The following is a 20634-nucleotide window of genomic DNA, read 5'->3' on the forward strand; positions in this document are numbered from 1 at the left end:
GGAACGGGCGGCGGCAGCGGCATGGGCGGTGCCGGTGGCGGCATGGGCGGTGGCGGTAGGGGTGGCGGGGGCATGGGTGGTGGCGGAGGCATGGGCGGTGGTGGCCACGCCGGCGGCGGTGGGGGAGGTGGCGGCGGTGGCCACAAGTAATCCCATGGGTTACTGCCAATCTCACCGGCTCACACGCCGCGGTGGCAATCGGCTCATGCGGTCTGCCCGCAGCCTTGCCGTACGGTCTAGCAACTGGTCCGCAGAGCCCGGTGGCGGCCACACTTACGGCGGCAACGGGGGAGGTGCTGACGGTGGCGACAAGTAATCCCATGGGCTACTGCGCATCCCATCGCCCTGTGCGAGCTGCGGGGCATCGTCTCGCGCGGTCCGGAGACGACCATGACTTGCGATCCACCGGCCCGTGGTGCGGCGGATACGGCGACGATGTGCTCGCAAGGAGCGGCAGTGACGTGGTTGTCGACTCTGATGGCGACCGGTTTGCCGAGTACGGAGGGGTGTGTGGTGCGGCGGGCGGTGCTCGGTGGTGGCAGGCGTCTTCGCTGCCGTTCGGGGCAGGGAATTCCGAGGTGCCGGTGTTGGCGGCGCTGATTCTCGGTGGTCGGTTGTATCGGGATGACGGTGAGCCGGTCGCGCCTGCGCCTTGTGCGCGAAGACTTTTCGACTTTCCCCGGGCCGGGCGTGATGTCCCACACGCCGGTGCGGGTTGCGGGGGAGACGAGGCGGTGGCGTCCCACCATCTGCCCTCTCCCCACGGCGACGTAGGTGGGTGGCGGGCCTGACCACCCCGCCCCACCTCGTCCCCGGAATCGAGTGCGTCCGGTAGCGGCGCGCTCGCACGGACCGGCGACGGGCGGGCAGGGGACCTGCAAACCCCGCTCCGCCCGTCGTCGAAAGTGACCGGCCCACCCCGTGTTTCCCAGTGCCCGGGCGCGGGGTGGGCCAGTCGCGAGGTTGTCAGCGGGCGGTGAAGCCGCCGTCGATGGCGAGTGCCGCGCCGGTGATGAAGCTCGCCTCGTCGCTGAGCAGGTAGGCGCAGAAGGCGGCGATCTCGTCGGGGCGGGAGATGCGGCCCAGCGGGTGCAGGGCGGCGATGGCGGCCTCGCCCTCCGGGGTCGCGCCCATCGAGTTGCGGAAGGCGGGGGTGTCCACCGCTCCGGAGACCAGGGCGTTGACCCGGATCGACTGCTCGGCCGCCTCCAGCGCGACGGCCCGGGTCAGGCCCACCACACCGTGTTTGGCGGCCACGTACGGCGCGACCTGCGCCATGCCGACCACGCCCAGGTTGGAGGCATTGTTGAGGATGGCCCCGCCGCCGGTCGCGGCCAGCGCCGGAACCTGGTGGCGCAGACCGTAATAGACGGCGGTCAGATTCAATTCGAGGTCGGCCTGCCACCCGTCGGCGTCGATGTCTTGGACGGGTCCGAACGAGTTGACCGCGCCCGCGTTGTTGAAAGCCGCGTCCAGCCGCCCGAATTCGGTGACGGCCGCCCCGGTCAACCGTTCCACGTCACTCTCGACGGTGACGTCGGTGGGCACGAACAGCGCCCGCCCGCCCGCGCCGCGGATCTCCTCGGCCATCCGGTCTCCGGCCTCCTTGCCGCGGGCTCCGAGCACCACGGCCCCGCCCTCGGCCGCGATCCGCCGGGCCACGGCCGCGCCGACTCCCGAGGTGGCGCCGGTGATCAGGACGACCTTGTTCTCGAACCGAGCATCCATGACTGCATTCCCCTTGCGGTAGAGCTGATTTCGTTGACATGTCATAGTCAACGCCGCGGGAAACCCGGTCGCTGGCGGAAAACGGCCGTCACGCTTGATATGTCATCTAACCCGGATCAGGCGGGCGCCAGCAGCTCCGGCAGCTCGTCGAGTCCGTCGATGACCGTCGCCCGAGCCGCGTCCGGAAGCTCGGAGGTCAGATAGCCCCAGGGCCCGCGCCGGATCAGCACCGGCCGCATCCCCGCCGCCAGCACCGGCAGCACATCGTTGTCGACCCGATCACCGATGTAGCAGATCTCCGCGGGCGCGACACCCGCCACCTCCGCGACCCGCGTGAAGAACTTCGGATCCGGCTTCTCCAGCCCCCATTCGGCCGAGGTATAGACCGCGTCCACCGGCAGCGCCATCCGTTCGAGCGCCGACTTGGCCTGCGGCGGTTGATTTCCCGCGATGATCACGGTGATCCCGCGCCGCCGCAGTTCCCCCAGCGCCCGGCGCACATCCGGATACAGATCGTCCCCGTCGAAGTTGACGCGCAGGCTGTCGGGTTCCTCGGCCGCCCACGCGATCTGCTCGGCCTCCACGTCGATGCCCGGCCGCACCAGCTTGAAGGCGTCGGTGAGCGGCCGCCCGGTGGCCGCCATCCCCCCGATGACGCCGAGAAACGCGAAGCGCGGCACGCCGAGCCGATCGGCCCACCGGCTCCAGATGCGCGTCTCGTCGATCAGCGTCTCACCCACGTCGAACACCGCAGCCTTGATCATCCGCCCAGCGTATCGGGCGACCCTGGCCGTCCAGGATCGGCTCACCCCGCGCCCCGCCGCGAGGCACACTGGACGAGAGCTGTTGAGGTGTGGGAGGGGAGAACCCGATGGACGCCAGAATCCGCGGAACCGTCATGCCGGTCCTCGAGGTCGCGCTCGAACCCGGGGACAACCTGTTCGCCGAGGCCGGGCAACTGTCGTGGATGACCGACTCGATCCGGCTCAGCACGTCCACGCGCGGCGCGGCCGGTGGCGTCTTCGGCGCGGTCCGCCGTGCCATGGCGGGCGCGGGCCTGTTCATGACCGAGTACAGCGCGCACCGGGTGCCCGGCCGCGTCAGCTTCGCCGCCAAACTGCCCGGCCAGATCTTGCCCGTGCAGGTCGAGAAGGGGCGCGAGTACCTGGTGCACCGGCACGGATTCCTGTGTGCCGCAGGCGATGTCCGGGTCGCTCTGAGCTTTCAGCGCCGCCTGGGCGCGGGCATCTTCGGTGGCTCCGGCTTCACCCTGCAACGGCTCTCCGGTGACGGCTATGCGTGGGTCGAGCTGTCCGGCGAGGTCATCACCTACGACCTCGCCCGCGGCGAGACCCTGCGCGTGCATCCCGGCCATGTCGGATTGTTCGACGCCTCGGTCGATTTCGACATCACCATGATCCGCGGCGTCCGCAACCTGCTCTTCGGCGGCGACGGCCTGTTCCTGGCGGCCCTCACCGGCCCCGGCCGGGTCTGGCTGCAATCGCTCACCATCACCAACCTCGCCCACTCCCTCATCCCCTACCTCCCCATACCGGAACCCGGCCCCTAGCCGACCCGCGCGCCGCGTCCGCCACCCCGGGTGTGACGGAAATTGGTTTGTTGCGCCGGGAACGCTGCTGAAAACTGAGGTGATCCATGGCGTCACACGGGGAGGTTCACCATGTCTCGACCGATTCGCGTGCTGGTCTGCGGGGGCGGCATCGCGGGCAACGCGGTCGCGCTGCTGCTGTTGCGCGCGGGCATCGACACCACTGTCGTCGAACGCGCACCTGCCCCGCGTCCCGGCGGGCAGGCCGTCGACCTGCGCGGCCCCAGCCGTAAGGTGGCCGAGCGGATGGGGTTGCTGCCCGGCATCCGCAAGCGGCAGCTCGACGAGCGCGGCATGGTGTTCATCGACGACCGGGGCCGCACCCGCGCTCGCCTGCCCGCCGACATGTTCGGTGGTGAGGGTTTGGTCGCCGACATCGAGATCACCCGGGGCGATCTCAATCAGGTTCTGCTCGACGAAATCGAGGCGCTCCCAGCCGAATCCGGGACACTCGACTACCGCTACGGCGAGTGGGTCGACGACCTCGACGAGAACGCCGAGGCGGTGCGGGTCCGCCTCGCCTCCGGCGTCGTTGCCGACTTCGACCTGGTGATCGGCGCGGACGGCCTCAATTCCGCGCTGCGGGAGAAGGTTTTCGGCCCCCGCGCGCAGTTCGCCGAATACCTCGGCGCGTATATCGGCTTCTTCACCATCCCCACCCCGCCGGGCACCACGCTCGAAACCGGTTGGGTCGGTGTTCATTCCATTCCCGGCAGCATGGTCGCGCTGCGTCCCGATCCGAGCCCGGCGACCTCGATGGCCATCATCTCCACCCGTGTCCCCGTCGACGACGCATTGCGCGGCGACACCGACGCGCAGCAGGCGCTGATCCGCGAGCGATTGAGCGAGCACAGCTGGGTGCTGCCCGACATCGTGAACGCCATGTCCGACGCACCCGACTTCTATTTCGACGAGGTGGCCCGCATCCGCATGCCGCACTGGTCCAAGGGCCGCGTCGTCCTACTCGGCGACGCCGCCTACTGCGGCTCACCCATGACCGGCATGGGCACCGCCCTCGCGATCATCGGCGCCTACCTGCTCGCCGGTGAGATCGCCTCCACCCCAACCGATCTCACCCGCGCCTTCGACCGCTACGAGGAACTCCTGCGCCCCCTGGTCGCCGAGATCCAGAAGGGCACCGAAACCTCGGTCCGCCTACGCCACCCCGAAACCCGCCGCGGTGTAGCCGTTTTGAACACCGCCTTCCAAGTGCTGGCTTCCCGGCCCCTGTATCCGCTCCGTGCCCTGCTGACCCGTGTGATCGGCAAGCAGAGCGAGTATCCACTGCCGGACTACCCGAACCCGAACGCCGAGTGACCCCTGACGCGGATCGAACGGTGCGCTACTCGGTGTCCTCGGGAACCGCGAAGAGCCGCACCGCCATCGGCCGCGCTTCCGGGGGCGCGTCGGCGATGACGGCGTAGCTGTGCCTGGCGACCAACTCCCGGTACTCGTCCATGAACGCGTGAAGCTGCTCGGCGGTCATGAAGCAGCCGTGCCGCTGTACCTGCGCCCAGCCGTCCGGACCGGTCCATTCCTTGCTCGCGCGCATCAGGCGTTCGACATCCCGGCCGATCTTCAGCTGCGCGAGATGCTCGGCCGCGGAGTACTCGGCGGGCTCCATGGTGGCCGGGTCCGGAGTGGTGTGGCTGAACGGTAGTGCGCGCCACCACCGTTCACGACCCCGAGACTTCTCGGGGACCTCCTCGATGAGCCGCAGTTCCGCGAGTTTGCGGAGGTGATAGCTGGTGGTTCCGGTGCTCTCGCCCAGGAGTTCGGCGAGCGTCGTGGAGTTCACCTCGCTCTGCGTGCCGAGCTGCTGGAGGATGCGGGACCGCAGCGGGTGGGCCAGCGTCCGGTAGAGCGCGGTGCGTTCCGCGCTGGTCATGTCGTCGACGGCTCGATTCGCCATGGGAGGACCTTAGCAGAGATCTCTTTGCAGAGAAATGTTTGCAGAAATTTCTTTGCGATCGTACCGTGGCGATATGCCAACAAATCCCTTGATGCGGCGCTCGAATCTCGGCGTGCGGCAATGGGTTACGTGGACCCTCGGCGGTTCCGCCGTATTCCTCGTCCCGTGGACCGTGCTGCTGGCCGCCACCCTGCCCAGCGAGACCCGCGTACAGAACTGGGCGCTCGCCTGGATCGGCCTCGACTTCCTACTGACCATCGGCTGCCTGCTCACCGCCGTCTACGTCAGTCGCGGCAGTGAACTGGTCCGCATCGCGGCCACCGCGACCGCGACCGTCGCCCTGCTCGACGCGTGGTTCGACCTGACCACCGCCCGCCCCGGCGCGGACTTCACCCAAGCTGTCGCCGGTGCCGTCGGGGAGTTGGCGCTGGCGGGCGTGTGCGCGTTCCTGGCGCTGCGGCGCGAACCCTCGGAAGGAGGTAACTGAGATGCCGAGAACCGCAGGTTGTTTGGCGGTCGCTGGGCTGCGAGATGAGCTAGGCCCGAGGGCTTGTCAGGCCGAGAGTTCCAGTGGCAGCGCCGCGGTGGCGTAGCGATCCAGTGCGACCTCCGCCAGCAGCGGGTGCGCGCCGAGGGTGTCGGCGTGCGTGACGTGCGGGAGCGCGCTGCGCAGGCGGTCGGTGAGCAAGCCCGGGGCGAGGAACCACGGCGCGACGAGGATGCGTTCCGCGCCGCGGGAGCGCAGGCGGGCGAACGCCTTGTCGAGCGTGGGATCGGTAGTGGCGAAACAGATTTCGGTGTCCCAGCCCGTCAGTGCGGTGAGGAGCCGGGTCACATCCCCGGTGCGCGCGTTGGCGGCGGCGGACGAGGAGCCGACCGCGGCAACCGCGATCCCCAATCGCGGCACGCCCGCCATGCTGTTCGACATCCCGGTGCCGCGTGGGGCGTCGGCGTTGTGGAGAGCGTCCACAATGCGATCGCGCAGGGCGATGATCAGGTGCGGGTCGGGGCCGAGGACGTCCGCCTGGGTCAGGCGCAGGCGGGGGTGGCGGGCGCGGGCTTCCTCGAGCAGCGCGGGCAGGTCGACCCGTGCGTGGAAGGCGCTGCCCAGCAGCAGGGGAACCACGATCGCGTGGGAATGTCCGGCCGCGGCAACGGCATCCACCACCTGATCGACCGAGGGTGTGCTCAGGTCCAGAAATGCCAGTCGCACATCGAGATCCGGGCGTTGGGCCGCGATGCGGTCGACCACCGCCCGCATGGTGGCGGCCGAGCGCGGATCGCGACTACCGTGCGCCACCGCGATGAGCGCGGGTGCCTCCGAGCGCGCCTGCGGCGCGACGAGCCCGGAGGGGCTGGTCAGCGCCGAGGCGGGCAGGCGGTAGGCGCCGCCCGGCAGGACGGCCGGAACTGCGCCGTTGCCGGGCGGATTCATCTCAGACCCCGACTTCCGAGCCGAACTCGGTCTCGGTGCCGACCTCGACCGCGGTCAGCGCGTCGCCGACCAGGCCCGCCGCGAGGGTGTTGCCGCCCGCCGGATCGATCAGCAGGAACGAGCCGGTGTGGCGGTTGACGCTGTAGTCGTCGGCCACGATGGCGTCGGCCACGCGCACCGAGATGCGGCCGATGTCGTTGAGCGACAGCGATTCCGGGTTCGGGTCCGCCGACAGGTGCTGCTCGTCGAACCGCTCGATGAGCGCGCCGACGATGGCCTGCGTGGTGCGGGTGCCGTGCTTGAGCAGCAGGCGCGCGCCCGGACGCAGCGGCTTGTCGCCGAGCCAGCACACGGTGGCGTCGAAGGAGTCGATCGGCTCGGGCGCGCCCTTGGCGGCGGCGATGACATCGCCACGGGAGACGTCGACATCGTCGGCCAGGATCAGCGTGACGCTGCGACCCGGCTGCGCGGAAGCCAATTCACCGTTGGGAGTGTCGATGCGCTCGACGGTGGTGCGGGTGCCCGACGGCAGCACCACGACCTCGTCACCCTTCGACACCACGCCCGCCGCGACCTGTCCCGCGTAACCGCGGTAGTCCGGGTAGTCGGCGGTGCGCGGCCGGATCACGTACTGCACCGGGAACCGCAGACCCACCTGGTGGCGGCCGTGCGTGTCCGCGTCCACCGGCACCGACTCGAGGTGCTCGATGAGCGAGGGCCCGCTGTAGTACGGGGTGTTCTCCGAACGCGACGCGACATTGTCGCCGTGCAGCGCGGAGACCGGGATCTCCTGCACGTCGGCGGCCGACCAGCCGAGTTTCGTGGTGAGCTCGGCGAATTCGGCGGTGATGCGCTCGAAGACGCCCGCCGGATCATCGACCAGGTCGATCTTGTTCACGGCCAGCACCAGCTTCGGCACACCCAGCAGCGCCATGACGGCGGCGTGGCGGCGGGTCTGCTCGATGACACCCTTGCGGGCGTCCACGAGCAGGATCACCAGCTGCGCGGTGGACGCGCCCGACACCGTGTTGCGGGTGTACTGGACGTGCCCCGGGGTGTCGGCGAGCACGAAAGACCGCTTGGGCGTGGCGAAGTAGCGGTACGCCACGTCGATGGTGATGCCCTGCTCGCGCTCGGCGCGCAGGCCGTCCACCAGCAGCGACAGGTCCGGCGTCGACAGACCCTTGTCGACCGACGCGCGGGTGACGGCGTCGATCTGGTCCGCGAGCACGGATTTCGTGTCGTACAGCAGTCGTCCGACCAGGGTGGACTTGCCGTCGTCGACCGATCCGGCGGTGGCCAGTCTCAATAGGTCGGACATCAGAAGTAACCCTCTCGCTTGCGGTCTTCCATGGCGGCTTCGGAGACGCGGTCGTCACCTCGGGTCGCGCCACGTTCGGTGAGGCGGGACGCGGCGACCTCGGCGAGGATCGCCTCGTTGTCGGCCGCCTCGGAAATGATTGCGCCGGTGGTGGATCCGTCACCGACGGTGCGGTAGCGCACCGACTTGGTCAGCAGCTCCTCACCTTCGGCCGGGCCGCCCCAGGTGCCGGGGGTCATCCACATGCCGTCGCGCAGGTACACCGGGCGCTCGTGGGCGTAGTAGATGGAGGCCAGTTCGACGTCCTCCCGCGCGATGTAGCGCCAGATGTCGAGTTCGGTCCAGTTGGAGATGGGGAACACGCGCACGTGCTCGCCCGGAGCGTGGCGGCCGTTGTACAGGTTCCACAGCTCCGGCCGCTGCCGCTTGGGATCCCAGCGCCCGAAGGCATCGCGCAGCGAGAAGATCCGCTCCTTGGCGCGCGAGCGTTCCTCGTCGCGGCGGCCGCCACCGAAGACCGCGTCGAAGCGGTTGTCGTTGATGGCGTCCAGCAGCGGCACCGTCTGCAAGGGGTTGCGGATGCCGTCCGGGCGCTCCTGCAACCGGCCGTCGGCGAGGTAATCCTCCACCGACGCGACATGCAAACGCAGCCCGTACTTCTCGACCACCTTGTCGCGGAACTCGAGCACCTCGGGCAGGTTGTGCCCGGTGTCCACGTGCAGCAGCGCGAACGGCAGCGGCGCGGGCCAGAAGGCCTTGATCGCCAGGTGCAGCAGGACGGTGGAGTCCTTGCCGCCGGAGAAGAGGATCACCGGCCGCTCGAATTCGCCCGCCACCTCACGGAAGATGTGGATGGACTCGGATTCGAGCGCGGCCAGGGTGTCGAATTCAGTCTCGAGTGAGGTCATGAGGCGTGCAACCCGCATTCGGTCTTGGCGAGCCCGGCCCAGCGGCCGGATCGCGCGTCGGATCCCGGTTCCGGCTTCCGCGTGCACGGAGCGCAACCGATCGAGGGATAGCCCTCTTCCACAAGGGGATTGACGAGAATGCCGTTGGCCTCGATGTAGGAGGCCATCTCGTCATCGGACCAGGCGGCGATCGGATTGATCTTCACCAGGCCGAAGCCCTCGTCATAGGAGATGAGGGGCGCGTTGGCGCGAGTCGGCGCCTCCACTCGACGGATGCCGGTCACCCAGGCGTTGTATCCGACGAGGGACTTCTTGAGGGGGACCACCTTGCGCAGGCGGCAGCATTCGGCGGCGTCGCGGGCGAACAGATCCTTGCCCAGCAGCTGATCCTGTTCGGCGACAGTGTGTTCCGGCTCGACGTTGACGATGTTCACGCCGTACACCAGCTCGACCGCGTCACGGGTGCCGATGGTCTCGGCGAAGTGGTAGCCGGTGTCGAGGAACAGCACATCCACGCCCGGGCGCACCTGGGAGGCCAGCTGCACCAGCACCGCGTCCTGCATGTTGGACGCCACAATGTAATTCGCGCCGAAGGTGTCCTCGGTCCACTGCAGCAGTTCCTGCGCGGTCGCGTTCGGGCCGAGCTCGGCATTGCCCTTCTCGACCAGGGCGCGCAGCTCGGCTTCCGCGAGTTTCGTTGTAGTCATTGCTGATTCCCCTAACTACCGCAGGTCTGCTTCTTCGGCCCGGACAGCCCACTGCGCGAAACGCTCACCCTCATCACGGTTCTTGATGAAGTTGCGCACGACGCGCTCGATGTAGTCGCCCAGCTCGTCGCTGGTGACCTTGTGCTGGCGCAACTTCCGGCCGAAGGCGGAGTCGAGTCCCAGGCTGCCACCGAGGTGAACCTGGAATCCCTCGATCTGATTCCCTTCACCGTCGTCGACCAACTGGCCCTTGAAACCGATGTCGGCGATCTGCGAGCGGCCGCAGGAGTTCGGGCAGCCGTTGATGTTCACCGTGATCGGCACGTCCAGGTCGGCGTTGATGTCCGCGAGCCGGGTCTCCAGCTCGGGAGCCAGCACCTGGGAGCGCTTGCGGGTCTCGGTGAACGACAGCTTGCAGAACTCGATACCGCTGCAGGCGAGGAGATTCCGCCGCCAGTGCGACGGGCGGCCGTGCAGGCCCAGCGGCTGCATCTGCTCGATCAGCCACTCGACCTTGTCGTCGGGCACATCGAGCACGATCAGCTTCTGGTAGGGGGTGAACCGAATCCGGTCGGAGCCGACGGCTTCCACCAGATCGGCGACCTTGCTCAGGATGGTGCCCGAGACGCGACCGGCGATGGGGGAGAAGCCGATAGCGTTCAGCCCGTTCTTCAGCTTCTGCACACCGATGTGGTCGATCGGGCGTTCCGGCTTCTCCGGCGCGGGGCCGTCGATCAGCTTCCGCTTCAGGTACTCGGTCTCGAGCACCTCGCGGAACTTCTCGATGCCCCAGTCCTTGACCAGGAACTTGATGCGCGCCTTGGTGCGCAGGCGGCGGTAGCCGTAGTCGCGGTAGAGCGAGACGATGGCTTCCCACACGTCCGGCACCTCGTCCAGCGGCACGAACGCGCCCAGGCGCTGCGCCAGCATCGGGTTGGTGGACAGCCCGCCGCCGACCCAGACGTCAAGGCCCGGACCGTGTTCCGGGTGCACGACGCCGATGAAGGCGACGTCGTTGATCTCGTGCACCACGTCCTGCTGACCGGAGATGGCGGTCTTGAACTTGCGCGGCAGGTTGGAGTATTCCTTCTTGCCGATGTAGCGCTTGACTATCTCGTCGATCGCCGGGGTCGGATCCAGCACCTCGCCGAAAGACTCACCGGCCAAGGGCGATCCGAGCACCACGCGCGGGCAGTCGCCGCAGGCCTCGGTGGTGTGTAGGCCGACCGACTCGAGCCGCCGCCAGATCTCCGGCACGTTCTCGATCTCGATCCAGTGGTACTGGACGTTCTCGCGGTCGGACAGGTCCGCGGTGTCGCGGCCGAACTCGGTGGAGATGCCGCCGAGGGTCCGCAATTGGTTCACATTGAGCGCGCCGGCGTCGCACCGCACCCGCATCATGAAGTAGCGGGCCTCGAGGATGTCGATGTTCTCGTCACCGGTGAAGGTGCCGTCGTAGCCCTGCTCGCGCTGGGTGTAGAGACCCCACCAGCGCATGCGGCCGCGCAGATCGCTCTTGTCGATGGAGTCGAAACCCTGCTTCGAGTAGATGTTCTCGATCCGCGCGCGCACGTTGAGCGGGTTGTCGTCCTTCTTGGACTGCTCATTGGCATTGAGCGGCTCGCGGTAGCCGAGCGCCCACTGCCCCTCCGACTTGCGCTTGACCGGACGGGCCGTGCGCTGGCGTGGCGCGATGGGCGCGGAACCGGAACTAGTGGCGTCGGTGCTCGACGTCATGGGGGTCGCTCCTGAGGGGTCTTGCGGGCAGGCGGGAGGGGCTGACTCACGCCTCCGATATCAGAGAACCGGCTCTTACAGCGTCAGATTTACGCTGGATTCCGGGAAAGGGGAGCCGATCTACCGGAGGCTTCCCGGCAGACAGCTCGCGCTGCAGACACGCTTGAAGTCGACATGGCGACGCGCCACGAGTCGTACTCCAAGTCCAGTCATGGGGCTTATTGTGCCACGTCAGACGGGTCGTTCCGACTGCCGGATCGAATTTTCCCCGGTTTTCCGGGAAATCCCCTGGATATATCGTTCCATTTGTGACAGGGGTCATAGATCAATCACGTTCTGATCATTGGTCGGTTGATCAGGAGTGTGATCGCGGTCGCCGGGCTATCCGGTGAGGCGGGTCCGGGCGGACTCGAGGAGGCTCAACTCGTTGGCGAGTTCCGGGGAGTGCAGCCAGTCGGGGCGGTCGATGAACCCGGCCGGGAGGTACGGGGACTGGACGGTCGTGCGGTAACCGAGGTCTCGCGCCCAGCAGGTCAACGCCAGCAGCGGCAGGGAGAAGACGCCTTCGGGATCGTGGGCCCAGGTATCGGTGTCGAAGAACATGCGATGCAGGCGCAGCGCCTGGGTCAGCTGCCAATCGAAGCCCTCGGCGTCGCCGTCGGCCAGGCGGGCGAAGACGTCGAGGGCGGGTCGCACGAGCAGGTCGGTGGTCTGCTGGGTGCCCACCCGGGTGGTGGTGTCGAGGGTGTAGGCCCCGTCGTACGCGGTCTTGGGCCCGAAGCGCCACGCGCGTTGCAGCAGCCCCGCCCAGTCGTAATGGAATTCGTCGAACGCCCCCGCGCCGAACTCGCGTAGTCGCTCGATCGGGTAATCGGCCAGTTCCCCCACGGCCTCGAAGTCCCGCGCGATCAGCGCCCACCAGAACGCCGCCCGCCACCCCGCCACCTTGTCGTGCCGGTCGAACCCGTATTCGATCCCACCCGACCGAAACCGCCGGGTAATCGTCTGCTCGGTGGCACGCGCGAAATACCAGGTCCGCGACCGCAACGCCCCCGGATCCGAAATCAGCATCCGAGCCAGCAACGTCCCATCCATCGACCGCGAGAAGTTCGGCCCATCCGGCCGAGTCTCCAGCCGAGCCCGCGCCACCACCGGCGACACCGACCCCGCATCCACCTCCCGAATCAACCTGGCATCAACCGCATGCCGCGGCACCTCGACCATCGGATCCCCATCCGCATCCCGGAGCCTCCACCCGGCTCCCCGAAATCCCCTGGAATGTACCCGGATTCGCGTCCCCCCGCGCGTTCAGGATTTGCGGCGAAGCCTCTTGACCGCTGAGGTAGGGGTGCCGCCGCTGCAGGAGCGCCTGGCCTTACTCCGCCTGGCCCAGATCCGGATCGCTCATCCAATCCGGGTTCTCGATGAAATACCTTGGAATGTACTCGGATTCGACATCGATCCGCAGGCCCATGTCGTACGCCCAGCAGGCCAGACCGAGGAGTGGAATCGAGACGAACCCCGCCGGATCATCGTGCCACTCCTTCGAATCGAAGAAGCTCCGATGGAGCTTGAGCGCCTTGGCGAGTTCCCGGTTGAAGCCCTTCGCGTCATTCGACGCGATCGCGTCGAACACCTCCATCGGCGGTCGGAGCAGATGATCGACGACGCGCTGAGCGCCGACCCCGCTCGTCGTGTCGAGTGTTGGCGCACGGCCCGCGACCGATGCCGGACCGTCGATCCACGCTTCCTGCAGTATTCCCACCCAGTCATGGTTGAACTCGTCGGACACACCGCCATCGCCCGTGTGACGCAGTCTGCTGGTCGGATACCGCGCCAGTATGCCCGCCGCATCATCGTCCCGCGCGATCCGTGCCCACCAGAATGCGAACAGCCACTTCCCCTGGTGCGCACCGTGATTCGGCCCGGATGGAATGCGGTAAGTGATGTCGCCGAACTGCAACTCGACCGACTCTGTCGAACCGGAGGCATGGTTGCTCGTAATCCGGAACAGCCCGGTAGCAAGCTGCTCGGAAAGTCGGGCCGCACGTCGAGTCTCCGACCTGGTGGCGTCCGGGTCATCCACCAAGAGCACGCCGAACTGAGTCTCCGCCCGCGAGATCAGAGGCGCGAGCTTGTCCGGCATGCTCGCCAACTTCGGCAGCAGTTGAACAAGCAACTTCTCAAACCTGTCCGAAAGATCCTGCAGATCCGACTTGTCAATGGTGTGCCGCGATACTGTCTCAGTCACAGAACTGTCAACCTCTCAGGTTGAACGCGATGCTGGTGTACCCGTCGTACCTTTGGTCTGTAACACCGTCGGCCTTCTCCTCCGCAACCTTGGCGCGAACGAGAACATACTCGATGTCGCCGAGGTCGGTCAGTAGCAGTTGGTCCGCCAAATCTTTCTCGGCTTTGGTTCCGTTCTTGGCCATGTTGTCGACAATGCTGTCGTAGTAGCCGCGGGCCCCCTGCGTGTAGTACTTCCCGTCGAGTCCGACCCTGGCGCCGAGTTCTGCTCGCGGCCCCTTCTCCTCGAGAATCACAATCGTCGTGCGTTGGGTCAGCCGATCGGTCACCGCGTACACCTTGTCGAACGCCCCCGAAGATGTGTTGTCGTGGTCGCCGAGAGGCTTTACGTCGAACTTGTCGGTCGGGTAGTTCACGTCCATGTATTGCTTACCGGCGTACTGGCCGACAGCCTCGCCGCTATCGCGTTGCGCGACGAATGCCTGTGCCAGAGCGGCTTTCGTAGACGGACTGACGGTGCCGGTCTGGTCGAGTTCCCGATTCTTCTGCGCGTCCCAGGCCTGTACCCCGACCGTCGCCAGCGACCGTGCGGACATCTGCTCACTCGCACCCATCCACACTGGTAGTGAGGCCGATTGACGGGACCGGGAATCGAGCCGGTATGTAGGCGCGATCGCGTTGTCGGCCCCGGTCACGATCGGTATGTACCTGGTGGCGGCCGGATCCTGCTGGCCGCTGGCGGTTTCGGTAGGGGCGATGCGAATCTTCGGAACTACGGTCCCATTGGCATCCACCATGCCCGGGTTCCGGCGCCGCATCTCCCCGTTCGGACCCGCACGGTCGTAGTAACGACGCAGATAATCGTCGTCGTTGACCTTCTCGGATATGGGTGCGTTGATCAGTTCGACCTTGGCAGGAGGTCCGCGTGGTCCCTTTGGCGTTGCGGCGGTACTTCCTGCGCCGGTCGCGCTGGCATTGTTCTTCGCGAGGCGTTGAAAGCTGGTTGCGCAGGAGGTCTTCTCCTGGTCGAGAGCTGCTTTCTCGGCATTCAACTGTGTACTCACACCGTTGAATTGGTCGACTGCCGCGGTGTTCGTGTGATCGAGGGCGGCTTCCTGATCGTTGTGTGCCTCGGTCACGTTGTTGTGTGTGACCATGCGCTGCGGCAGCGTCAAACAAGACGGGGCGGGTAGCGCATCCGGAACGGCGGGCGGCTGCGCCTGGCTGTTGACGCCGAGTCCAAGGATCCACAGGACGGCGGTGACGACCACCAGAATCAGCAATCGCTGTTCGCTCATTCGGCGAGGCGCCATTTCCCCTCCTCCCGGACGAGTACGAAGGTAGTCGTGATCTCCATCAAGTCCGGATATCTGCGTGTCACATCGGCATTGGCCAGATCACCGGAGATCTGGAAGTTGCTGACATACAGCACTTCTCCCGCATCCGAACGATCTATCGTGGTGGGCAGCTGCGCATTTCGGAATCGCTCACGTAGCTTCTCGCTGTACAGGTCGATCACCTTGGTCGGCTGATCGGCGCTCAGAACATTTCTGAGCACGGTCTCGATCGAGGCTTCATCGCGGGCTTGCTGATCGACGGCATTGGGGCTGCGTCCTAGCAGCATGTATGCGCCGATCCCGACGACCAAGGCAGCGACCGCGACAACACCGAGCGCTATGAAGAGTCTTCGTCGGCCGGTGCGCTGCATCTACTTGCCCGGCATCGTCGGCATTGTGAATCCAAGGTCAGGGCAGTATTTCCACTGACCGTTCTCGTTCTTGAACGTGACGGGACCGCTGTAGTCGCCGCCGCTGTCCTTCTTGCCGGTGGCTTCCGCGGTGGCCTTGTCGCCGGTGATCTCGACCTTCTCCAGCTTGGTCAGCTCACCCTTCGGCCGGACGGTAGAAGCGTTGCTCAGCACCTCGGCTGGGATGTTCTTGATCAAATCGCTGTACTGGGTGCAGAACTTGTCCGTCACGTCGCTCGGACTCTTGGCGCTCATGACCGCGCGTAGATTGGCCTCCATCTGGCCTTTGTCCGTGTTCGGTGTAGTTCCGCCGCCATCGCCTCCGCCGCAGGCCGCGAGTGTTCCCATGGCAGCGATCGCTCCCGCGAACGCACCGATCTTTCGAATGGTGTGTGAACTCTGCTGCACCCCAGGCAAATTCATGCTTAGTGTCCCCATTTGGAACCCCCTTTCCGGGTCAGGATGCTAGATCACCTACCGCCGGTGGGCGAACCGGCGCGAGGAGGGGTGGTTGTGTGATTTCTGGCACGTGGGATTGAAACTGCTGGTCCGTGGGGTGCTCGGGGCTGAAGGGTGCGTGCGGTCGGCGAATCTGATGCCGTCACACTGGTGGGGTGAACTCGACCGCTCCTGATCGCAGCCCCGTCACCGACGATTCGCTCGTGCCGGTGTTGCGTGACTTCGGTGGCGGGGCGTTCGGGATCTACATTCATGTGCCGTTCTGTGCCACCCGGTGTGGGTATTGCGACTTCAACACCTATACCGCGGGGGAGTTGGGGAGCTCGTCGTCGCCGCAATCCTGGTTCGAAGCCTTGCGTGGTGAACTGGCTACGGCGGCAAAGGAATTCGATGCGCTGCCATCGGCTACTCCGGCGGTGGAGACGGTTTTCGTCGGGGGTGGGACGCCGTCGCTGCTCGGTGGGGACGGGCTGGCCGGGGTGCTCGATGCTATTCGGGACAACTTCAGCCTCGCGTCGGGGGCGGAGGTGACTACCGAATCCAATCCGGAATCCACCTCGCCCGAGTTCTTCGAGCGGCTGCGTGCGGCTGGGTACACCCGCATCTCTCTCGGCATGCAGTCGGCGGCGCAGCATGTGCTGAAGATTCTGGATCGCACGCATACTCCCGGCCGCGCCGTGGCCGCTGCGCGTGAGGCTCGTGCTGCTGGGTTCGAGCATGTCAATCTCGATCTGATCTATGGCACGCCGGGTGAGACCGATGCTGATCTGGATGCCAGCATCGATGCTGTGCTCTCGGCCGGGGTCGACCATGTCTCGGCCTACTCGCTCATCGTCGAGGACGGCACCGCGCTGGCCCGGCGGGTCCGTCGTGGCGAACTCCCGGCCCCCGACGACGATGTGCTCGCCGCCCGGTACGAACGCCTCGACACTCGCCTCGAGGCGGCGGGACTGAGCTGGTACGAGGTTTCCAACTGGGCCGCCTCCGATGCCGCGCGCTGCCGCCACAACCTCGGCTACTGGGATGGCGGTGACTGGCTCGGTGCGGGTCCCGGCGCGCACAGTCACGTCGGTGGGACGCGGTGGTGGAACGTGAAACATCCTGCGCGCTATGCGGATCGGGTGATCGCGGGTGGCCTGCCCGCCGCTGGTTGGGAGTCGCTCACCGATGAGGAGCGGTACACCGAACGTGTCATGCTCACCGTCCGCCTGCGCACCGGCCTCCCTCTCGCCGACCTCGACCGCTCCGGCCTCCGCGCTGCCAACCGCGTCATCGCGGACGGCCTCGCCGAACTCACCGACGGCCGCCTCACGCTCACCGATCGCGGCCGCCTCCTCGCCGACGCGGTCGTTCGCACCCTCCTGACCTGATCCATCGTCCACGATGAGATTCGTGGATCGCGGGATGCGAGCGTCCGTCGGGGACTACATTGGCTTGCGGAGATCTCGTTCAGCCGGTCCATGACGCGCGGCCCGGTAGGTTCGGCCGCACGCGGGCACCCCGGTGCCCTGACAACTCACAGTATGTCCCGAATATCCCTCGGCCCGAGGACATCTCATGTCGAAGCCACTCTCATTCGCCGCCGTCTCCGATCGTGCGCTGCGCGCCCGGGCGGTGAAGTCTCCGCGCCCCTGGAAGCCGCTATCGCGGGCCGTGCGAGCAGGCGCGATGGCGGTCGCGCTGGCCGCCGCGCCGGTGGTCGCCGCCGGGCACGCGTCCGCTGATCCGCTGCCGACGATCGTGCTGGTGCACGGAGCCTTCGCCGACTCCACGAGCTGGGACGGTGTCGCGGCACGGCTGCGAGATGACGGGTACACCGTGGTGACGCCGGAGAATCCGTTGCGCGGGCCCGCTTACGACGCGGCGGCCATCCAACGGACTCTGGACGGGATCTCGGGTCCCATTGTGCTGGTGGGGCATTCGTACGGCGGCACGGTGATCAGCAATGTGCATGACGCGAATGTCGAATCCCTGGTCTACATAGCGGCTTTCGCGCCGACCCAGGGCGAGTTCGCGCTGGCTGAGATCAATCCCATCCAGTATCCGGGCTCGCAGCTGACCTTGGCCCTGCGCCCCAAGGTGGTCGCCGATCCGCAGGGCATCGCCGGAACCAATCTCGACGCCTACGTCGACCCGGCGAGCTTCCGTGACGTCTTCGCCCAGGACGTCGACCCCACCACCGCCGCCGACATGGCCGCCCGCCAGCACTCCCTGGCCCTCACCGCCAACCTCGAACCCTCCGGCCCGCCCTCCTGGTCCGGCACCCCCAGCTGGTACCTGGTCTCCACCGCCGACCGCGTGATTCCCCCTGCCTCCCAATGGGATATGGCCCGGCGCATGGGCGCGCACATCGCCTCGATCGACGCCTCCCACGCGGGCCTCGTCTCCCACCCGGCCGAGGTGGCCGCCATGGTGGAGGCCGCTGCCGGCCGGTGACAATCCGCGCTGATCGGCGACAATGGGGTATGGCGCTCGCTTCGTTCATGGTGCCGATCGGCACGCCCGCACCCGATTTCACGCTGCCCGCCGTGGACGGCGCCGAGGTCTCGCTCGACACTTTCGGTAAGGAGCCCGCACTGCTGGTGGTGTTCCTGTCCAACCACTGCCCCTACGTGCGCCGCATCGAGCACGGATTGGGCACGGTGACAGCGGAATTGGCCGAGCAGGGCTTGGCGACGGTCGCGATCTGCAGCAACGACACCGTCGACTATCCCGACGATGACGCCGCGCACCTGCGAGATCAGGTGCGCCGCGCCGGATTCCGCTTCCCGTACCTGATCGACACCTCGCAGGAGGTGGCTCGCACCTATCAGGCGGCATGCACCCCGGACCTGTTCCTCTACGACGCCGCCCGCCGCCTCGCCTATCGCGGCCGCTTCGACGCGGCAACGCCCGGCAATCAGGAACCCGTCGACGGCTCCGCATTACGTGCCGCGGTCGACCTCGTGCTGGCCGGGCAACCCGTCCCCGAACCGCACACGCCGAGCGTCGGCTGCGGCATCAAGTGGCGGCGCGGCGGAGCTCCGGGCGGCTGGCTCACCGGGCCACGGTGAGGGCGGTCGCACGGCAACTTGCGCGTGGGCAACTAAACTGTGGTGGATAATCCGGGAAATCCGCGTGACCGATGCCGAATGAGGAGGTGGGGCCCATGTCGAGCACCGAGCAACGGCGGCTCGAGGTCCTGCGGGCGATCGTCGCGGACTACATCGCGACCAAGGAACCGATCGGTTCCAAAACTCTCGTGGAACGCCACAATCTGGGCGTCTCCAGCGCCACCGTCCGCAATGACATGGCGGTGCTCGAGGCCGAAGGCTATATCGCCCAGCCGCACACCTCGTCCGGCCGCATCCCCACCGACAAGGGCTACCGGCAGTTCGTCGACCACATCTCCGAGGTCAAGCCGCTGTCCAACGCGGAACGCCGGGCCATCATGGAATTCCTGGAGAGCGGCGTCGACCTCGACGACGTGCTGCGCCGCGGCGTCCGCCTGCTGGCCCAGCTGACCCGGCAGGTCGCCATGGTCCAGTACCCGACCGTGTCCGCCTCGACCGTGCGGCACATCGAAGTCGTGGCGCTCAACCCGGCCCGGCTGCTGCTGGTCGTGATCACCGACACCGGCCGCGTCGATCAGCGCCTGGTCGATCTCGGCAATCTGATCAGCGAGGACGACCTCGCCGCCCTGCGCGGCATGCTCGGCAAGGCCATGGAGGGCAAACGGCTCTCGGCGGCCTCCGCCTCGGTCGCCGAACTACCCGAGCACGCTCCGCCCAAACTTCGCGACGTCCTCATCCGCGTCTCGACCGTCATGGTCGAGACGCTCGTCGAACACCCCGAGGAACGCCTGGTCCTCGGCGGCACCGCCAACCTCACCCGCAATGCGGGCGACTTCGCGGGCAACGGCTTCCCCGGATCCCTGCGCACCGTCCTCGAGGCGCTCGAGGAGCAGGTGATCGTGCTGAAGCTGCTGGCCGCCGCGCAGGTGCCGGGTACCGTGACGGTGCAGATCGGCGAGGAGACCAAGCTCGAGCAGATGCGTGGGACGGCCGTGGTGTCCACCGGTTACGGGATGCCCGGTACGGTGCTCGGAGGGATGGGGGTCTTGGGGCCGACCCGCATGGACTACCCGGGGACCATTGCCTCGGTGGCGGCAGTCGCCCGATACATCGGTGAAGTGCTCGCCGAACGGTGAGCCAGCGCAGAGACGAAACAGGACTAGAGAGCACAAGTGGCACGGGACTATTACGCACTGCTCGGCGTCGCACGCAACGCGACCGACCAGGAGATCAAACGCGCCTACCGCAAGTTGGCGCGTGAACTGCATCCCGACGTCAACCCGGAGCCGGAGGCGCAGGAGAAGTTCCGCGAGGTCTCCTCGGCCTACGAGGTGCTGTCCGACCCGGAGAAGCGACGCATCGTCGACCTCGGCGGCGACCCGCTGGAATCCGGCGGCGGCATGGGCGGCGGATTCTCCGGCGCGGGCTTCGGTGGCCTGGGCGACGTGTTCGAGGCGTTCTTCGGCGGCATGAACGCCTCCGGCGGCGGTGCGCGCAAGCCGCGCGGCCGCGTGCAGGCAGGCGCGGATTCGCTGCTGCGCACCCGACTGTCGTTGCAGGAGTGCGCGGTCGGCGTCACCAAGCATCTGACCGTCGACACCGCCATCCTCTGCGACCTGTGCCAGGGCGCGGGCACCAACGGCAACTCCAAGCCGGTGCGTTGCGAAACCTGTGGCGGCGCGGGCGAAGTGCAGACCGTGCAGCGGTCGTTCCTCGGCCAGGTCATGACCTCCCGGCCCTGCCCCACCTGCCGCGGCGCGGGCGAGAC

General features: G+C 67.2%; 22 protein-coding genes. 8 read left to right on the plus strand and 14 right to left on the minus strand.

All coding sequences use genetic code 11. From position 1 onward, the window contains the following. Positions 1 to 966: 966 nt before the first annotated feature. Together ACWELQ_RS10355 and ACWELQ_RS10360 are read right to left on the minus strand one after the other, a co-directional pair. A complete protein-coding gene (locus ACWELQ_RS10355; RefSeq protein WP_452396732.1) occupies positions 967 to 1728 on the minus strand; it encodes an SDR family NAD(P)-dependent oxidoreductase in 762 nt (253 codons plus the stop codon). Between the two features lie 116 nt (positions 1729 to 1844). Then, positions 1845 to 2492, minus strand: a complete 648-nt coding sequence (locus tag ACWELQ_RS10360; RefSeq protein WP_452396733.1) for an HAD family hydrolase — start codon at positions 2490 to 2492, stop codon at positions 1845 to 1847. Between the two features lie 107 nt (positions 2493 to 2599). On the opposite strand from ACWELQ_RS10360, the gene ACWELQ_RS10365 reads away from it, so the two are divergent. Both ACWELQ_RS10365 and ACWELQ_RS10370 read left to right on the plus strand, forming a co-directional pair. Beyond that, entirely contained in the window at positions 2600 to 3298 is a 699-nt protein-coding gene (locus ACWELQ_RS10365) for a TIGR00266 family protein (protein ID WP_452396734.1), read from the plus strand. A 111-nt stretch (positions 3299 to 3409) separates the two neighbouring features. Next, positions 3410 to 4654 carry an FAD-dependent monooxygenase gene (locus tag ACWELQ_RS10370; protein ID WP_452396735.1) on the plus strand — a complete coding sequence of 415 codons (1245 nt, stop codon included), beginning with the start codon at positions 3410 to 3412 and terminating at the stop codon, positions 4652 to 4654. Between the two features lie 25 nt (positions 4655 to 4679). On the opposite strand, the gene ACWELQ_RS10375 is transcribed toward ACWELQ_RS10370, so the two are convergent. Then, positions 4680 to 5249 carry an ArsR/SmtB family transcription factor gene (locus tag ACWELQ_RS10375; RefSeq protein WP_452396736.1) on the minus strand — a complete coding sequence of 190 codons (570 nt, stop codon included), beginning with the start codon at positions 5247 to 5249 and terminating at the stop codon, positions 4680 to 4682. A 73-nt stretch (positions 5250 to 5322) separates the two neighbouring features. Between ACWELQ_RS10375 and ACWELQ_RS10380 the strand changes: the two genes are divergently transcribed. Then, a complete protein-coding gene (locus tag ACWELQ_RS10380; protein ID WP_452396737.1) occupies positions 5323 to 5736 on the plus strand; it encodes a hypothetical protein in 414 nt (137 codons plus the stop codon). Positions 5737 to 5802: 66 nt separating this feature from the next. Here the strand turns inward: ACWELQ_RS10380 and ACWELQ_RS10385 are convergent, their stop codons facing one another. The 11 genes from ACWELQ_RS10385 to ACWELQ_RS10435 form a co-directional block, all read right to left on the minus strand. Then, entirely contained in the window at positions 5803 to 6510 is a 708-nt protein-coding gene (locus ACWELQ_RS10385; protein ID WP_452396750.1) for a sirohydrochlorin chelatase, read from the minus strand. Positions 6511 to 6685: 175 nt separating this feature from the next. Next, positions 6686 to 8005 (minus strand): sulfate adenylyltransferase subunit 1, encoded by a 1320-nt coding sequence (locus ACWELQ_RS10390; protein ID WP_452396738.1) that lies wholly within the window; start codon positions 8003 to 8005, stop codon positions 6686 to 6688. Further along, positions 8005 to 8931, minus strand: a complete 927-nt coding sequence (gene cysD / locus ACWELQ_RS10395) for a sulfate adenylyltransferase subunit CysD (protein ID WP_452396739.1) — start codon at positions 8929 to 8931, stop codon at positions 8005 to 8007. The genes ACWELQ_RS10390 and cysD overlap by 1 nt, the downstream gene beginning before the upstream one ends. After that, entirely contained in the window at positions 8910 to 9620 is a 711-nt protein-coding gene (locus ACWELQ_RS10400; protein ID WP_452396740.1) for a phosphoadenylyl-sulfate reductase, read from the minus strand. The genes cysD and ACWELQ_RS10400 overlap by 22 nt, the downstream gene beginning before the upstream one ends. Before the next feature lie 15 nt (positions 9621 to 9635). Beyond that, positions 9636 to 11357 (minus strand): nitrite/sulfite reductase, encoded by a 1722-nt coding sequence (locus tag ACWELQ_RS10405; protein ID WP_452396741.1) that lies wholly within the window; start codon positions 11355 to 11357, stop codon positions 9636 to 9638. Between the two features lie 120 nt (positions 11358 to 11477). Next, positions 11478 to 11570 (minus strand): Ms4527A family Cys-rich leader peptide, encoded by a 93-nt coding sequence (locus ACWELQ_RS10410; protein WP_354835468.1) that lies wholly within the window; start codon positions 11568 to 11570, stop codon positions 11478 to 11480. Between the two features lie 168 nt (positions 11571 to 11738). After that, on the minus strand, positions 11739 to 12533 hold the full coding sequence (locus tag ACWELQ_RS10415) for an immunity 49 family protein (protein ID WP_452396742.1): 795 nt from the start codon (positions 12531 to 12533) through the stop codon (positions 11739 to 11741). 199 nt (positions 12534 to 12732) lie between these two features. Further along, complete coding sequence (locus ACWELQ_RS10420; RefSeq protein WP_452396743.1) at positions 12733 to 13608, minus strand: immunity 49 family protein; 876 nt, start codon at positions 13606 to 13608, stop codon at positions 12733 to 12735. 7 nt (positions 13609 to 13615) lie between these two features. Next, the gene (locus ACWELQ_RS10425) at positions 13616 to 14905 is read right to left on the minus strand and encodes a hypothetical protein (RefSeq protein ID WP_452396744.1); all 1290 of its coding nucleotides are present in this window, start codon (positions 14903 to 14905) and stop codon (positions 13616 to 13618) included. Then, positions 14902 to 15315, minus strand: coding sequence for a hypothetical protein (locus ACWELQ_RS10430; protein WP_452396745.1), 414 nt, complete (start codon positions 15313 to 15315; stop codon positions 14902 to 14904). Before ACWELQ_RS10430 ends, ACWELQ_RS10425 begins: the two co-directional genes overlap by 4 nt. Next, a complete protein-coding gene (locus ACWELQ_RS10435; RefSeq protein WP_452396746.1) occupies positions 15316 to 15777 on the minus strand; it encodes a hypothetical protein in 462 nt (153 codons plus the stop codon). A 245-nt stretch (positions 15778 to 16022) separates the two neighbouring features. Between ACWELQ_RS10435 and hemW the strand changes: the two genes are divergently transcribed. From hemW to ACWELQ_RS10460, 5 genes are all read left to right on the plus strand, one after another. Then, on the plus strand, positions 16023 to 17183 hold the full coding sequence (hemW, locus tag ACWELQ_RS10440; protein WP_452396751.1) for a radical SAM family heme chaperone HemW: 1161 nt from the start codon (positions 16023 to 16025) through the stop codon (positions 17181 to 17183). Between the two features lie 298 nt (positions 17184 to 17481). Next, complete coding sequence (locus tag ACWELQ_RS10445) at positions 17482 to 18249, plus strand: alpha/beta fold hydrolase (protein ID WP_452396752.1); 768 nt, start codon at positions 17482 to 17484, stop codon at positions 18247 to 18249. A 29-nt stretch (positions 18250 to 18278) separates the two neighbouring features. Beyond that, a complete protein-coding gene (locus ACWELQ_RS10450; protein WP_452396747.1) occupies positions 18279 to 18866 on the plus strand; it encodes a thioredoxin family protein in 588 nt (195 codons plus the stop codon). Between the two features lie 95 nt (positions 18867 to 18961). After that, positions 18962 to 20002, plus strand: a complete 1041-nt coding sequence (gene hrcA, locus ACWELQ_RS10455; RefSeq protein WP_452396748.1) for a heat-inducible transcriptional repressor HrcA — start codon at positions 18962 to 18964, stop codon at positions 20000 to 20002. Positions 20003 to 20038: 36 nt separating this feature from the next. Further along, the coding region (locus tag ACWELQ_RS10460) for a DnaJ domain-containing protein (protein WP_452396749.1) at positions 20039 to 20634 on the plus strand (596 nt) is incomplete at its 3' end.

This window comes from Nocardia sp. NPDC004722 (assembly GCF_053601505.1).

What these genes read in the sequence shown, in the direction of transcription:
- ACWELQ_RS10380 (WP_452396737.1), top strand. Translation starts at nt 5,323, where the DNA reads ATGCCAACAAATCCCTTGATGCGGCGCTCGAATCTCGGCGTGCGGCAA.
- ACWELQ_RS10385 (WP_452396750.1), bottom strand. Translation starts at nt 6,510, where the DNA reads ATGCGGGCGGTGGTCGACCGCATCGCGGCCCAACGCCCGGATCTCGAT.
- ACWELQ_RS10375 (WP_452396736.1), bottom strand. Translation starts at nt 5,249, where the DNA reads ATGGCGAATCGAGCCGTCGACGACATGACCAGCGCGGAACGCACCGCG.
- ACWELQ_RS10360 (WP_452396733.1), bottom strand. Translation starts at nt 2,492, where the DNA reads ATGATCAAGGCTGCGGTGTTCGACGTGGGTGAGACGCTGATCGACGAG.
- ACWELQ_RS10400 (WP_452396740.1), bottom strand. Translation starts at nt 9,620, where the DNA reads ATGACTACAACGAAACTCGCGGAAGCCGAGCTGCGCGCCCTGGTCGAG.
- ACWELQ_RS10450 (WP_452396747.1), top strand. Translation starts at nt 18,279, where the DNA reads ATGGCGCTCGCTTCGTTCATGGTGCCGATCGGCACGCCCGCACCCGAT.
- ACWELQ_RS10370 (WP_452396735.1), top strand. Translation starts at nt 3,410, where the DNA reads ATGTCTCGACCGATTCGCGTGCTGGTCTGCGGGGGCGGCATCGCGGGC.
- ACWELQ_RS10405 (WP_452396741.1), bottom strand. Translation starts at nt 11,357, where the DNA reads ATGACGTCGAGCACCGACGCCACTAGTTCCGGTTCCGCGCCCATCGCG.
- ACWELQ_RS10390 (WP_452396738.1), bottom strand. Translation starts at nt 8,005, where the DNA reads ATGTCCGACCTATTGAGACTGGCCACCGCCGGATCGGTCGACGACGGC.
- ACWELQ_RS10430 (WP_452396745.1), bottom strand. Translation starts at nt 15,315, where the DNA reads ATGCAGCGCACCGGCCGACGAAGACTCTTCATAGCGCTCGGTGTTGTC.
- ACWELQ_RS10425 (WP_452396744.1), bottom strand. Translation starts at nt 14,905, where the DNA reads ATGAGCGAACAGCGATTGCTGATTCTGGTGGTCGTCACCGCCGTCCTG.
- ACWELQ_RS10365 (WP_452396734.1), top strand. Translation starts at nt 2,600, where the DNA reads ATGGACGCCAGAATCCGCGGAACCGTCATGCCGGTCCTCGAGGTCGCG.
- ACWELQ_RS10410 (WP_354835468.1), bottom strand. Translation starts at nt 11,570, where the DNA reads ATGACTGGACTTGGAGTACGACTCGTGGCGCGTCGCCATGTCGACTTC.
- cysD (WP_452396739.1), bottom strand. Translation starts at nt 8,931, where the DNA reads ATGCGGGTTGCACGCCTCATGACCTCACTCGAGACTGAATTCGACACC.
- ACWELQ_RS10435 (WP_452396746.1), bottom strand. Translation starts at nt 15,777, where the DNA reads ATGAATTTGCCTGGGGTGCAGCAGAGTTCACACACCATTCGAAAGATC.
- ACWELQ_RS10355 (WP_452396732.1), bottom strand. Translation starts at nt 1,728, where the DNA reads ATGGATGCTCGGTTCGAGAACAAGGTCGTCCTGATCACCGGCGCCACC.
- ACWELQ_RS10445 (WP_452396752.1), top strand. Translation starts at nt 17,482, where the DNA reads ATGGCGGTCGCGCTGGCCGCCGCGCCGGTGGTCGCCGCCGGGCACGCG.
- hrcA (WP_452396748.1), top strand. Translation starts at nt 18,962, where the DNA reads ATGTCGAGCACCGAGCAACGGCGGCTCGAGGTCCTGCGGGCGATCGTC.